General features: G+C 71.4%; 11 protein-coding genes. 6 read left to right on the top strand and 5 right to left on the bottom strand.

Going from position 1 to position 13,671, the window contains the following annotated elements; genetic code table 11:
• Window positions 1–35 precede the first annotated feature (35 nt).
• Window positions 36–518, bottom strand: a complete 483-nt coding sequence (locus tag AC2IPW_RS18770) for a DUF1707 SHOCT-like domain-containing protein (RefSeq protein WP_486375360.1) — start codon at window positions 516–518, stop codon at window positions 36–38.
• Between the two features lie 122 nt (window positions 519–640).
• Between AC2IPW_RS18770 and AC2IPW_RS18765 the strand changes: the two genes are divergently transcribed.
• Both AC2IPW_RS18765 and hutH read left to right on the top strand, forming a co-directional pair.
• Window positions 641–1,204: a PadR family transcriptional regulator gene (locus tag AC2IPW_RS18765; RefSeq protein WP_486375359.1), complete on the top strand. Its 564-nt coding sequence runs from the start codon at window positions 641–643 to the stop codon at window positions 1,202–1,204.
• Window positions 1,205–1,361: 157 nt separating this feature from the next.
• Window positions 1,362–2,909, top strand: coding sequence for a histidine ammonia-lyase (gene hutH, locus AC2IPW_RS18760; protein ID WP_486375358.1), 1,548 nt, complete (start codon window positions 1,362–1,364; stop codon window positions 2,907–2,909).
• Between the two features lie 3 nt (window positions 2,910–2,912).
• Here hutH and AC2IPW_RS18755 read toward each other — a convergent pair whose 3' ends face one another.
• Genes AC2IPW_RS18755 through hutU form a run of 4 tightly spaced genes read right to left on the bottom strand, consistent with a single transcriptional unit; the run spans window position 2,913 to window position 8,046 of the window.
• Complete coding sequence (locus AC2IPW_RS18755; protein WP_486375357.1) at window positions 2,913–4,151, bottom strand: NAD(P)/FAD-dependent oxidoreductase; 1,239 nt, start codon at window positions 4,149–4,151, stop codon at window positions 2,913–2,915.
• 37 nt (window positions 4,152–4,188) lie between these two features.
• Complete coding sequence (hutG, locus tag AC2IPW_RS18750) at window positions 4,189–5,184, bottom strand: formimidoylglutamase (protein ID WP_003937431.1); 996 nt, start codon at window positions 5,182–5,184, stop codon at window positions 4,189–4,191.
• Window positions 5,181–6,365, bottom strand: coding sequence for an imidazolonepropionase (gene hutI, locus AC2IPW_RS18745; RefSeq protein WP_003937432.1), 1,185 nt, complete (start codon window positions 6,363–6,365; stop codon window positions 5,181–5,183). Before hutI ends, hutG begins: the two co-directional genes overlap by 4 nt.
• 4 nt (window positions 6,366–6,369) lie before the next feature.
• A complete protein-coding gene (hutU, locus tag AC2IPW_RS18740; protein WP_486375356.1) occupies window positions 6,370–8,046 on the bottom strand; it encodes a urocanate hydratase in 1,677 nt (558 codons plus the stop codon).
• A gap of 197 nt (window positions 8,047–8,243) precedes the next feature.
• On the opposite strand from hutU, the gene htpG reads away from it, so the two are divergent.
• The 4 genes from htpG (at window position 8,244) to groL (ending at window position 13,577) form a co-directional block, all read left to right on the top strand.
• Window positions 8,244–10,175: a molecular chaperone HtpG gene (gene htpG, locus AC2IPW_RS18735; RefSeq protein WP_486375355.1), complete on the top strand. Its 1,932-nt coding sequence runs from the start codon at window positions 8,244–8,246 to the stop codon at window positions 10,173–10,175.
• A gap of 122 nt (window positions 10,176–10,297) precedes the next feature.
• The gene (locus AC2IPW_RS18730) at window positions 10,298–11,074 is read left to right on the top strand and encodes an HAD-IIA family hydrolase (protein ID WP_003937435.1); all 777 of its coding nucleotides are present in this window, start codon (window positions 10,298–10,300) and stop codon (window positions 11,072–11,074) included.
• Window positions 11,075–11,174: 100 nt separating this feature from the next.
• Window positions 11,175–11,702, top strand: a complete 528-nt coding sequence (locus AC2IPW_RS18725; RefSeq protein WP_003937436.1) for a DUF6764 family protein — start codon at window positions 11,175–11,177, stop codon at window positions 11,700–11,702.
• 249 nt (window positions 11,703–11,951) lie between these two features.
• A complete protein-coding gene (gene groL / locus AC2IPW_RS18720) occupies window positions 11,952–13,577 on the top strand; it encodes a chaperonin GroEL (RefSeq protein ID WP_010592200.1) in 1,626 nt (541 codons plus the stop codon).
• Window positions 13,578–13,671 lie beyond the last annotated feature (94 nt).

The raw sequence follows: 13,671 nt of genomic DNA, 5'->3' as shown, positions 1-13,671 counted from the left end.
TCGCGTAACCGCGAGTTACAAGTAATTCCCGTCGATCATAGCCGAAGTTGTGATGCGCACCACCGGTGAGATTGCCGTCCGCTGCGGCTGAAGACCGTGGAGGGGGCGGTGCCCTCTCGTCCGGCGAGCGTTCGGCCGAGCAGTACCAGTCCCCACGGTCCGATCACCCAGATCGGCCACGGGTACACCGCCGCGCCGACGGCGATCGACACGATCGCCCAGATTGCGAGGTTGATCGTCCCGGCTGCGGCCCACGCCGCCCACTCGATCCGCTGATGCACGGGCAGCCGGGGGCCGGCGGTGCGAGCGGGGGCGGGGGCGGGTGCGGGCGGGGGTGCTGCGGGAAGGTCGCTCAGCACCCGGCGCGCCTCGTCGGTGGTGACGGATCGGTACACCGCGCCGACGCGCTGGTCGAACTCGCCGATCGTGAGCCGGCCGGCGGTGAGGTGCCGGCCAAGTTCGTCGACGAGACGTTCGCGTTCGGGGTCGGAGATGCGGACGCCGTCGGCGTATTCCATCGTTGCCTCCCGGAGGGATCGAGGCGACCGGGTCTGCGGGTCGAAGTTCCACAGTGGAAGGTCGCTATCACCATGGTGGATATGCCACAGTGGAATGTCAACCCCCATGGAAGGTGTCAGCTATGGCCGACCGCCCGTCCGAGGTCACCGCGGCCCGTCCGCGCAAGATCACCGCAGCCCGCCCGCTGAATGCCACCGCGGCCTCGCTGCTGGGATTCCTGCACGACGGCCCGAAGACGGGATGGGATCTGGTGGTGACCGCGCAGGAGCGGATCGGAAAGTTCTGGTCGATCACGACCAGCCAGGTGTACCGCGAACTCGCCGCGATGGAACGGGCCGGTCTGGTCGAGGCCGGCGAGGTGGGCCCGCGCGACCGTAAGCCGTTTGCGCTCACGGACGCCGGCCGGGCCGCGTTCGCCGAGTGGATCGAACGCGAACCCGGGCCGGAGAACATCCGCTACCCGCTGCTGCTCACCGTCGCGTTCGGCAGGCATCTGCCCCCCGGCAGGCTGGCGGAGATGCTCGCCGTCCACCGCGTGGCCCACGAACGCCGGCTCGCCGACTACGAGCGCGCTGCCGAATGCGGTGCGGATCCGTACTCGTCGGCGACCTTGGACTTCGGCATCGTCTACGAACGAGCCGTGCTCGAGTGGTTCGACCGGGTCGAGGACTCGTTGGGGCCGTGAACCCGGGCGTCTCGTGAACCTGCGCCTGTCGTAACCCTGGGCGGGCGACCGCGCCCACGATCGGGTCGCGGTCACCCGGCCGGCCTTCCCGCTCCGATTCCGCGGCGAACCGGCCGGTGCCGGGGACACAATCCGGATAGCGCGCATCGACCGGGAGGTGGCCGTGGCCGGGGAAGTCGTCGTCGGGGTCGGTCCCGTCGCCGCGGACGACGTCCTGCGCGTGGCGCGGTCCGGTGTGCCGGTCCGGATCTCCGCGGAGGCGCTCGCTCTCGTCGGCGCCGCCCGCGCAGTGGTCGACGCGCTCGCCCACGACCCCCGGCCCGCGTACGGCATCACCACCGGTTTCGGGGCGCTCGCCACCCGCCACATTCCGCCGGAATCACGAATAGATCTGCAGCGCAGCGTGATCCGCTCCCATGCCGCCGGGACCGGACCCGAGGTGGAGCGGGAGGTGGTCCGCGCGATGATGCTGCTGCGCCTGTCGACCTTCGCCACCGGGCACACCGGGGTCCGTCCCGGGACGGCCACGGCCTACGCCGCCATGCTGAATGCGGGAATCACGCCGGTGGTGCCCGAGCACGGCAGCCTCGGCTGTTCCGGGGATCTCGCGCCCCTCGCCCACGTGGCCCTCGCCCTCACCGGCGAGGGCGACGTCCGCGACGCCGCGGGCGCGCTCGTGCCGGCCGCCCAGGCCCTCGCCGCGGCGGGCCTCGATCCCGTCGTGCTCGCCGAGAAGGAAGGACTGGCCCTCGTCAACGGCACCGACGGGATGCTGGGCATGCTGGTCCTCGCGTGCCACGACCTGCGCGCCCTGCTGCGGCTCGCCGACGTCACGGCCGCGATGAGCACCGAAGCGCTGCTCGGCACGGACCGGGTCTTCGCCGCCGACCTGCACGCCCTGCGGCCGCACCCCGGCCAGGCGACGGCCGCCGCCAACATGACCCGGCTCCTCGCCGGGTCCGCCGTCGTGGCCAGCCACCGCACCCCCGACTGCCCGGTGGTCCAGGACGCCTACTCGCTGCGGTGCGCCCCGCAGGTCGCGGGAGCGGCCCGTGACACCCTCGCCCACGCCGAGCAGGTCGCCGCACGCGAACTCGCCTCCGCGATCGACAACCCCGTCGTCATCGGCGACGGCCGGATCGAATCGAACGGCAACTTCCACGGCGCCCCGCTGTCGTACGTCCTCGACTTCCTCGCGGTCGTCGTCGCCGACGTCGCGAGCATCAGCGAACGCCGCACCGACCGGCTGCTCGACGTGGCCCGCAGCCACGGCCTGCCGCCGTTCCTCGCGCACGACCCCGGCGTCGACAGCGGACACATGATCGCCCAGTACACCCAGGCCGCGCTCGTCGCAGACCTCAAACGCCTCGCCGTGCCGGCCAGTGTCGACTCCGTTCCGTCGTCGGCCATGCAGGAGGACCACGTATCGATGGGCTGGTCCGCCGCTCGCAAGCTGCGCCGCAGCCTCGACGCACTGACCCGGGTCCTGGCCATCGAGGCGCTGACCGCGGCGCGTGCCCTGGACCTGCGCGCCCCGCTCGCTCCGGCGCCCGGGACCGGCGCCGTCGTCGCCGCACTCCGCCGGTACGTGGCCGGCCCCGGCCCGGACCGGCGGCTCGGTCCCGAGATCGACGTCGCGGTCCGGCTCGCCGCGAGCGGGGAACTCGTCGCCGCGGCGGAGGCGGCGATCGGAGCGCTGGACTGATCGTCAGCGCAGCGGATCGAAGTGCCGCAGGACCGTCGCCGGCGTACCGGTCATCGTGTCGGCCAGCAGCCGCCCGGTCAGCGGGCCCAGCGCCACCCCCCACATGCCGTGACCGCCCGCGACGAACACGCGCGGCGAGCGGGTCCCCCCGACCAGCGGCAGACCGTCCGAAGTGCAGGGGCGCGAGCCCACCCATTCCTCCGTGCGGGCGGACCAGTCCACGCCGGTGAGCAGCGGCCGCGCGGCGTCGACGATGGCCTGGATCCGGCGCGGGTCGAGCGGGGCGTCGGGCCGCCGGAACTCCATCATCCCGGCGATGCGGAACCGATCGTGCAGCGGTGTGCATGCGACCCGCTGCGCCGGGAAGTAGATCGGGTTCTTCGGCAGGTCCGCCGGGCGCACGCTGAAGCTGTAGCCGCGACCGGCCTGAACCGGCATCCGGACCCCGAACGGCCGGGCGAGGTCGCCCAGCCTGGCGCCGGTGGCCAGCACCGCCGCGTCCGCCGCCCGGTCCGTGCCGTCGGTACCGACCACACGCACGCCGCGCGCGTCGTCCCGGACCGCCTGCACCTCACACCCGGTGACGACCGCACCGCCGCGATCACGCACCGAGTCCGCCAGTGCGGTGACGAACCGCGGCGGATCGAGGAACCGCTGCCCCCGCAGCCGGATCCCGGCCCGCACCCCGTCGCCGAGCAGCGGTTCCAGGGTGCGGATCGTGTCGCCGTCGAGCAGGTCGAAATCCACCTCGCCGCCGGCCGCGACCACCTGCCGGAACTCCTCGACGAGCACGCGACGGTCGTCCTCGGACGCGAACGCGGCCAGGAACGGATCCGCCGGCCGGGTCTGTTCGACGACCCCGCCGCGGGCCAGATCGTCGTAGGCACCCAGCGCGCTCCGGTTCACCTCGGCGAACACGGTCATCGCCGCCCGCCACCGGCGGGTGGTGCAGTGCCGCGCGAAACCCACCAGGAACCGCCACAACCGCAGGTCGACCGCGGGCGGCACGTACACGGGTGACGACGGGGTGAGCATCGATCGGATCCCGTACCGCAGCACCGCCGGTTCCGGCAGCGGCAACGTCAGCGCGGGCGCCAGCCAGCCGGCGTTGCCCCACGATGCATCCGCCGCGACCCCGGCCCGGTCGAGCACCGTGACCTCGACGCCGCGCTCCTGCAGGAACCACGCCGTCGACAACCCGGCGAAGCCCGCCCCGACGACGACGACCCGACGAATCGCCATGACGCACTCCCGATCTCGAGGTACCCCATCACCTCCATCATGGACCGTCCGCGGGTTCGGTGCCCGCGAACCGAGGGTGGCCGCCGTCCCGCCGTCCCGTGACGATCCGGTGGATCAACCGCGCCCCCGCCCGTGCCGTCCGCCCGTCGACGTCGAGGGCCGGCGCCAGTTCGGCGACCTCGACGAGCGCGCGCCGGCCGCTGCGCGCCACGACGTCGCACACGTGCTGCACCACCTCGAACGCGACCCCACAGGCCGCCGGGGCACTCACCCCGGGTGCCACCCAGCCGGGCAGCACATCGAGATCGATCGTCAGATGCACCGCGTCCAGCTCGCGGACGAAGTCCTCCACGAACGTCTCCACGACGGGCAGGTTCGTGGCGCGGCACTCGTCGTCCAGTAGGTACTGCGCCCCGAACTCGTCCGCGGCGGCGAACAGCGCGGCGGTGTTGCTCGGCTGCGCGATGCCCACCACCGCGTAGCGCAGCGACCGGCCCTGTTCGCGTTCGCGTTCGGCCATCTGCCGGAACGGGGTGCCCGACGTCGGGACGGGCGCGGCCCGCAGGTCGAAGTGCGCGTCCAGGTTCAGCACCCCCCACCGGGCCCCGGCCCGCGCGGCCGCGGACTCGGCCCAGCCCAGGTAGCTGCCGAAGGCCACCTCGTGCCCGCCGCCGAGGACCACCACCGCGTGCTCCGCGTCGAGCAGCGCGGCGACCGCGGTCCCGAGACGGTGCTGCCCGTCGTCGAGGGCGCCGCCGCGCACCTCGATGTCACCGGCATCGTGGATGGCGACCGGAGCGGGTAGCGCCAGCGACGCCAGGGCGCGCCGCAATGCGACCGGCCCGTCCGCCGCGCCGGGCCGCCCCCGGTTGCGACGTACACCCTCGTCGCTGCGGAATCCGATCAAGACCTGAGCCCGCGCTGCGTCCGCGGGCAGCGGCGAGACGACACCGTGCCAGCGGAGGTGCTCGGGACCGGGCCCGTCGTCGCGGCCCGTCCACGGCGCCGGCGGCACGTCGACCGGAATCGTCACATCAGCATTCCTTCCTGCCAGACCTCGCGGATCAGCTGCACTCCCGGCCGGTACGCCAGGTGCAGGTACGACGGGGCGTCCAGCGCGATCAGATCTGCCCGTGCGCCCTCCCGGACGACGCCGACGTCGGTGCGGCGCAGCGCCGCGGCGCCACCGGCGGTCGCCGCACCGACCGCCTCCTCCGGGCTCATGTGCATCTCGCGCACCGCCAGCGCGACGCAGAACGGCATGCTCGTGAGATAGGAGGTGCCGGGGTTGCAGTCGGTGGCCAGGGCGACGGTCACGCCCGCGTCCAGCAGTGCCCGCGCGTCCGGATACCGGTTGCGCGTGCAGAAGTCGGCGCCCGGCAGCAGCGTCGCGACCGTGCCGGAAGCGGCGAGCGCCGCCACGTCCGCCGCCGTCGTGTACGTGACGTGGTCCACCGACGCCGCGCCGAGCTCCACCGCCAGCTGCACGCCGGGCCCGGGACCGAGCTGATTGCCGTGTACCCGCGGGGTGAGGCCGTGCGCCATCCCCGCCTGCAGCACGGCCCGGCACTGATCGGCGTCGAACGCGCCTCGCTCGCAGAACACGTCGATCCACCTGGCGTGCGGAGCGCACGCGGGAACCATCTCCTCGCACACCAGCCGGACGTAGTCGTCGGGGCGGCCCGCGAACTCCGGCGGCACGACGTGCGCGGCGAGCAGCGTCGTCTCGGGTGTGTACACCTCGGCGATCTGCAGGCTGCGCAGTTCGTCGGCGACGGACTGGCCGTACCCGGACTTGCACTCGACCGTCGTCGTCCCGGACCTCCAGCCCTCCGCGACGAGTCGCGAGACCGTCGCCGCGAGCGCGCGATCGGTTGCCGCGCGGGTCGCCGCGATCGTCGTGGCGATGCCACCGCCCGTGTAGGGCGCACCGGCCATCCGGGCGGCGAACTCCTCGGCGCGCTCGCCGGCGAACACGAGATGGGCGTGACTGTCCACGAACCCGGGCAGCACGGCTCGGCCCTGCAGATCGTGCCGGGTGCCGGCGGCGCCTTCGGGGATCCGCGTGCTCGGCCCCACCCACCGCACCAGACCCTCGCCCACGACGACCGCGGCGTCCACGAGCAGGCCCAGCGGGCCCCGCCCGAGCTCCGGGTCGTTCGTGACGAGGCAGCCGATGTTGTCGAGCAGGGTCCAGTCCCGTCGGTGCGACATCGCGTCAGCTCTCCCGCATCGGGATGCGCAGTCCGCGACGCGCGGAGACCTCGGTGGCCCGGGCATAACCGGCGTCGGCGTGCCGGAGGACGCCGGTGCCCGGGTCGTTCGTCAGCACCCGCTCGAGCTTGCGCGCGGCGAGGTCGGTGCCGTCGGCGATGCACACCTGCCCGGCGTGCAGCGACCGGCCGATTCCGACCCCGCCGCCGTGGTGGATCGACACCCACGACGCACCGGACGCCGTGTTCACCAGGGCGTTGAGCAGCGGCCAGTCGGCGATCGCGTCCGAACCGTCGGCCATCGCCTCGGTCTCGCGGTACGGCGAGGCCACCGACCCGGCGTCGAGGTGGTCCCGGCCGATGGCGATCGGGGCGGAGACCTCTCCGGCGGCGACCATCTCGTTGAACCTCAGGCCCGCCCGGTCCCGTTCGCCGTAGCCGAGCCAGCAGATGCGGGCCGGCAGCCCCTGGAATGGCACCGCGCGTCCGGCCAGGGTGAGCCATCGGACGAGATGCTCGTTCTCGGGGAACAGTTCGAGCACGGCCCGATCAGTGGCCGCGATGTCCGCGGGATCGCCCGACAGCGCGACCCACCGGAACGGTCCGCGGCCCTCCTCGAACAACGGACGGAGATAGGCGGGGACGAAGCCGGGAAAGGCGAATGCCCGGTCGAAGCCGCCCTTGCGGGCCTCGTCGCGGATGGAGTTGCCGTAGTCGAACACCTCGGCGCCGCGATCGAGGAACCCGACCATGGCTTCCACGTGCCGGGCCATCGACCGGCGGGCCTGCTCGGTGAACCACACGGGGTCCTTCGCCGCGAGGGTGTGCCATTCCTCGACCGTCACCCCGCGCGGCAGGTAGGACAGCGGGTCGTGGGCGGAGGTCTGGTCGGTGACGATGTCGATCGGGGCCTGCATCGCGAGCAGCGCCGGCACGACGTCGGCGGCGTTGCCGACCACTCCGATCGAGCGGGGTCGGCGCGCCTCCCGTGCCGCGAGCGCCTCGGCCAGCGCCGCCTCGACACCGTCGGCCTTGGTGTCGAGGAAGCCCTGCGCGAGCCGACGGTCGACCCGGGCCTCGTCGACCTCGACGCAGATCGCCACACCCTCGTTCATCGTGATCGCCAGCGGCTGCGCCCCACCCATGCCGCCCAGGCCCGCGGTCAGGGTGACCGTTCCGGCGAGGCTGCCCCCGAACCGCGCGCGGGCGACGGCCCCGAACGTCTCGTAGGTTCCCTGCAGGATCCCCTGCGAGCCGATGTAGATCCAGGACCCCGCGGTCATCTGCCCGTACATCGTCAGTCCCAGCGCCTCCAGACGGCGGAACTCCTCCCAGGTCGCCCAGTCGCCGACCAGGTTCGAGTTGGCCAGCAGCACGCGCGGCGCCCATTCGTGGGTGCGCAGCACCCCGACGGGCTTGCCGGACTGCACGAGCAGCGTCTCCTCGTCGCCGAGGGTCTCGAGGGTCCGCACGATCGCGTCGAATGCGGCCCAGTTGCGGGCCGCCCGGCCGGTGCCGCCGTAGACCACCAGGTCGTCCGGTCGTTCGGCGACGTCGGGGTCGAGGTTGTTCATCAGCAGTCGCAGCGCGCCCTCCTGCTGCCAGCCGCGGCATCGCAACTCGGGACCGCGCGGGGCGCGCACGGGCCGTGGTCCGGGGGAGGGGGTTGTTCCGGTGGCCATGGGGCCTCCTCTCGACACCGGCGCGCCTTCGCCTCACTCCATGACACTGCGGTGGAGCACCCCGCGACAACAGGTCCGGGCGGATGTGTCGGATCCGAGACCGAGTGCGCTCGCGGTCCGGCCGTGGCCCCTTGGAAGAGTGGACCGGACCGGTCGTACGATTTCGTCGAACGTTCTGCTGTCGAAGGGAACCATCCATGACCACGGGTATCGAACAGCTCGAGTTCCAGGCGGAGACTCGTCAGCTGCTGGATCTGCTGATCCACTCGGTGTATTCGAACAAGGACACCTTCCTCCGGGAACTCGTCTCCAACTCGTCGGACGCGCTGGACAAGCTCAAGCTCGAGGCGTTCCGCAACAAGGACCTGCAGGTCGACACCTCGGATCTGCACATCGAGATCGAGGTCGACAAGGAGCAGCGCACCCTCACCGTCCGCGACAACGGCATCGGCATGTCGCGGGACGAGGTGGTCGACCTGATCGGCACCCTCGCGAAGTCGGGCACGGCGGAACTGCGCCGCAAGCTGCGGGAGGCGCAGGAAACGGCTGCGCCGGAGGAGCTCATCGGGCAGTTCGGTGTCGGCTTCTACTCGACCTTCATGGTCGCCGACAAGGTGACCCTGCTGACCCGCAAGGCGGGCGAGCACGACGGCACCCGGTGGGAGTCGAGCGGCGAGGCGACGTACACGATCGAGACGGTCGAGGGCGCACCCCAGGGCACGTCGGTGACGCTGCACCTCAAGCCGGAGGACACCGAGGACCACCTGTTCGACTACACGGCCGAGTGGAAGATCAAGGAGATCGTCAAACGCTACTCGGATTTCATCGCGTGGCCGATCCGGATGCAGGTCGAACACACGAAGCCGGCCGAGGGCGAGGGGTCCGTCGCCGAGGTGGTCCGCGAGACCGAGACCCTGAACTCGATGAAGGCGCTGTGGGCGCGCTCGAAGGACGACGTCTCCGCCGAGGAGTACAACGAGTTCTACAAGCACGTCGCCCACGCGTGGGACGAGCCGCTCGAGGTCGTCCCGATGAAGGCCGAGGGCACTTTCGAATACCAGGCGCTGCTGTTCATTCCGTCGCAGGCGCCGTTCGACCTGTTCATGCGTGAGCGCAAGACCGGGATCCACCTCTACGTCAAGCGCGTGTTCATCATGGACGACTGCGAGGAACTGGTCCCGGAGTACCTGCGGTTCGTCAAGGGCGTGGTCGACGCACAGGACCTGTCGCTCAACGTCTCCCGCGAGATCCTGCAGCAGGACCGGCAGATCCGCGCGATCCGCCGGCGGCTCACCAAGAAGGTGCTGTCGACGATCAAGGACATGGCGGCGAACGAGCCGGAGAAGTACCGGACGTTCTGGTCGCAGTTCGGCCGGGTCCTCAAGGAGGGTCTGCTCTCGGACTTCGACAACCGCGACACCCTGCTCGCGGTGTCCTCCTTCGAGTCCACGCACAGCGAGGACGCCACGACGACGCTCGCCGAGTACGTCGCGCGGATGAAGGAGGGCCAGGACGAGATCTTCTACATGACCGGCGAGTCCCGGCAGCAGATCGAGAGTTCGCCGCACATAGAGGCGTTCCGCGCCAAGGGTCTCGAGGTGCTGCTGCTCACCGACCCGGTCGACGAGATGTGGGTGGGGTCCGTCCCCGAGTTCGAGGGCAAGCGGTTCCAGTCGATCGCCAAGGGCGAGGTGGACCTCGGTACCGAGGACGAGAAGAAGGCCGCGGAGGCCGAGCGCGAGGAGCGGGAGAAGGAGTACGCCGAACTGCTGTCGTGGCTCGGCGAGACGCTCGACGAGCATGTGAAGCAGGTGCGGTTGTCGTCGCGGCTGACCACGTCGCCCGCGTGCCTCGTCGGCGACACGTTCGCCATGTCGCCCGCCCTCGAGCGGATGTACCGGGCGTCGGGCCAGCCCGTCCCGCACACCAAGCGCATCCTCGAGCTCAACCCGGACCACCCGCTGGTCACGGCGCTGCGCGACGCGCACGCCCAGCGCGCCGACGATCCGACGCTCGGTGAGACCGCCGAATTGCTGTACGGCACCGCGCTGCTCGCCGAGGGTGGGGAACTCGACGACCCGGCGGCGTTCGCCCGCCTGCTCGCCGAGCGCCTCGCGCGCACGCTGTAGGCGCGCGCCCCTCCGGCTCACCCTTTTTTCCGGCCGAATGTCACATCGCGTCGATTCGATCGATGCGATGTGACATTCGGTCCGTGGGCGGCGGGGGTGGGGTGACCCGATAGGCTCGCACCATGGCCGGTGTGGACGGGGTGTTGTTCGATATCGAGGGCGTGATCGTGACGTCGTGGGTGCCCGTGCCGGGCGCCGCGGAGGTGCTTGCCGGGCTCCGCGAGCGCGGCGTGCATCGGGCCTTCCTGACCAACACCACGTCGCGGACGTGTGCGCAGATCGCCGAGACCCTCTCCGGCCTGGGCATGCCGGTCGAACCCGCCGAGATCGTGACGGCCGCGTCCCTCACCGCCGAGTATCTGCGGCAGACCTACCCGGGCCGGCGCTGCTGGGTGCTCAACCACGGCGACGTGGAGGCGGACCTCGAGGGCATCGTGCGCGACGAGGACGACCCCGAGGTGGTCGTGCTGGGCGGGGCCGGGCCGGAATTCAGCCACCGTGCCCTCAGCCGGGTCGCCGAACTGATGCTCGACGGGGTGCCGGTGGTGGCCATGCACCGCGGCGCCACGTGGCAGGCCGCGGACGGGCTGCGCATCGACACCGGCGTCTATCTGCCGGGTCTCGAGGAGCTGAGCGGGCAGACCGTCGTCGCGGTCGGAAAGCCGTCGATGCGGGGCTTTCTCGCCGCGGCCGAGCTGATGGGCACCGAACCGGACCGGATGGCGGTGGTGGGCGACGACCTGCACGCCGAGGTCATCCCCGGCCAGCGACTCGGTATGACGGGAATCCTGGTGCGCACCGGCAAGTTTCGGCAGTCGGTGCTCGATCTCGCGGTCGAGCGTCCCGACCGGGTGGTCGATTCGGTGGCCGACCTGCCGGAGCTCCTCGACACGCTCTGACGCCCTCTCGCTCCGGGCGGGTCCGGCCGGTACCCTCGCGCCGGGGGAGTCGCCCCCGTCCGCAGTATCCGAGCCCCGGCCCAGCGCAGAGGAGACCTTGTTGTCCATCCGATCCATCCGTGCCGTCGTAGTCCCCCGCCGTCTCCTCCGGGCCGGTGTGGTCGCCGCTCTCGGTGTCGCATCGGCGGCCCTGCTCGGCGTGGGCACCGCCGCGGCGGCACCGGTGACGTGCGTGTCGCCGCCGTCGGCCAACGAGATCCTGGTGTCCGACACCGCGAGCTGCGGTGCGACGGCCACCGAGGGCGGCACGGCCCACTCGTTCGCTTCCGAGAGCGGCACCGCGGTGTCGTCGGCGCAGACGGCGGGCGCGGCCGAAGCCCACGCGACGGGCTTCGGGACAGCCTTGAGCGGGGCCGGGGACGGTGGCCGCGCCTATGCATACGCCCTCGGCGGCGGGCTCAGCCATTCCTCGGCCCAGGGCCCGGCGACGACGGTGTCCGTCGCCGGCTGGGGTTCGGGGGCGACGGCCGACCCGACCGGCGTCACCTGCGTCGGTCCGCAGTCGTTCGCGGTCAACACGGCCACCGGCCAGTGGTGCGCCGTCGGCGTCGGTTCCACGCGTCGCTGATCCCACCCCGGACCGGGCCTGCGCGACGAGGGTGGCGGGTGCTCCAAACCTTGCACTCGCCACCCTCGAGTGCTAAGAATGCTCTTGGCACTCGCAACACGTGAGTGCCAGGTCGGGACGGTGAGGCCGGGAATATCGACACCCCTGGTCGTCCGTCGCGGGCACTGCTTCCGGCCGAAGGCGTACATGGGGCGACCCGACGAGCGGTCGCCCTGCGTGTCACCCCCATATCCGGAGGATCACTTCGCAATGGCCAAGATCATCGCGTTCGACGAAGAGGCCCGTCGCGGCCTCGAGCGGGGCCTGAACAGCCTCGCCGACGCTGTCAAGGTGACGTTGGGGCCCAAGGGTCGCAACGTCGTGCTCGAGAAGAAGTGGGGCGCCCCCACGATCACCAACGATGGTGTGTCCATCGCCAAGGAGATCGAGCTCGAGGACCCGTACGAGAAGATCGGCGCCGAGCTGGTCAAGGAAGTTGCCAAGAAGACGGACGACGTCGCGGGTGACGGCACCACCACCGCCACCGTGCTCGCCCAGGCGCTGGTGCGCGAGGGTCTGCGCAACGTCGCTGCCGGTGCGAACCCGCTCGGCCTCAAGCGCGGCATCGAGAAGGCCGTCGAGGCCGTCACCGCCAAGCTGCTCGACACCGCCAAGGAGGTCGAGACCAAGGAGCAGATCGGCGCCACCGCCGGCATCTCCGCGGGCGACCCCGCGATCGGTGAACTGATCGCCGAGGCCATCGACAAGGTGGGCAAGGAAGGCGTCATCACCGTCGAGGAGTCCAACACCTTCGGCCTCCAGCTCGAGCTGACCGAGGGTATGCGCTTCGACAAGGGCTACATCTCGCTGTACTTCGCCACCGACGCCGAGCGTCAGGAGGCCGTGCTCGAAGACGCCTACATCCTGCTCGTGTCGGGCAAGATCTCGACCGTCAAGGACCTGCTGCCGCTGCTGGAGAAGGTCATCCAGTCCGGCAAGCCGCTGGCGATCATCGCCGAGGACGTCGAGGGTGAGGCTCTGTCCACCCTGGTCGTCAACAAGATCCGTGGCACCTTCAAGTCGGTCGCCGTCAAGGCCCCCGGCTTCGGTGACCGTCGCAAGGCCCAGCTCGCCGACATCGCCATCCTCACCGGTGGCGAGGTCATCAGCGAAGAGGTCGGTCTCTCCCTCGAGACCGCCGGCCTCGAGCTGCTCGGCCGTGCGCGCAAGGTCGTCGTCACCAAGGACGAGACCACCATCGTCGACGGTGCCGGCGACGCCGACGCCATCGCCGGTCGCGTGAACCAGATCCGCGCCGAGATCGAGGCGTCGGACTCGGACTACGACCGCGAGAAGCTGCAGGAGCGCCTGGCCAAGCTGGCCGGCGGTGTCGCGGTCATCAAGGCCGGTGCCGCCACCGAGGTCGAGCTCAAGGAGCGCAAGCACCGCATCGAGGATGCCGTCCGCAACGCCAAGGCTGCGGTCGAGGAGGGCATCGTCGCCGGCGGCGGCGTCGCGCTGCTGCAGGCCGCCCCGGTTCTGGACGACCTGAAGCTCGAGGGTGACGAGGCCACCGGTGCCAACATCGTCAAGGTCGCCCTCGAGGCTCCGCTGAAGCAGATCGCCTTCAACGCCGGCCTCGAGCCCGGCGTCGTCGCCGAGAAGGTGCGCAACCTGCCCGCCGGCCACGGCCTCAACGCCGCCACCGGCGAGTATGAGGACCTGCTGGGCGCCGGCATCAACGATCCGGTCAAGGTCACCCGCTCGGCGCTGCAGAACGCGGCGTCCATCGCGGCCCTGTTCCTGACCACCGAGGCTGTCGTCGCCGACAAGCCGGAGAAGGCCGCCGCTCCCGCCGGCGACCCGACCGGCGGCATGGGTGGCATGGACTTCTGATCCACCCCCGACCGTCTTCGAGGCCCGGTTCCACTTCGGTGGGCCGGGCCTCGTGGCGTCGGCAGTTCGGGTGATTTCTCCGATTTCCGCGTTC

The organism is Rhodococcus sp. NS-SX18, from assembly GCF_057367935.1.
Note: the sequence above shows the minus strand (reverse complement) of the source record. Positions and strands in the feature narration are given on the sequence as shown.

What these genes read in the sequence shown, in the direction of transcription:
- AC2IPW_RS18770 (WP_486375360.1), bottom strand. Translation starts at nt 518, where the DNA reads ATGGAATACGCCGACGGCGTCCGCATCTCCGACCCCGAACGCGAACGT.
- AC2IPW_RS18765 (WP_486375359.1), top strand. Translation starts at nt 641, where the DNA reads ATGGCCGACCGCCCGTCCGAGGTCACCGCGGCCCGTCCGCGCAAGATC.
- AC2IPW_RS18755 (WP_486375357.1), bottom strand. Translation starts at nt 4,151, where the DNA reads ATGGCGATTCGTCGGGTCGTCGTCGTCGGGGCGGGCTTCGCCGGGTTG.
- hutI (WP_003937432.1), bottom strand. Translation starts at nt 6,365, where the DNA reads ATGTCGCACCGACGGGACTGGACCCTGCTCGACAACATCGGCTGCCTC.
- hutU (WP_486375356.1), bottom strand. Translation starts at nt 8,046, where the DNA reads ATGGCCACCGGAACAACCCCCTCCCCCGGACCACGGCCCGTGCGCGCC.
- htpG (WP_486375355.1), top strand. Translation starts at nt 8,244, where the DNA reads ATGACCACGGGTATCGAACAGCTCGAGTTCCAGGCGGAGACTCGTCAG.
- AC2IPW_RS18730 (WP_003937435.1), top strand. Translation starts at nt 10,298, where the DNA reads ATGGCCGGTGTGGACGGGGTGTTGTTCGATATCGAGGGCGTGATCGTG.
- groL (WP_010592200.1), top strand. Translation starts at nt 11,952, where the DNA reads ATGGCCAAGATCATCGCGTTCGACGAAGAGGCCCGTCGCGGCCTCGAG.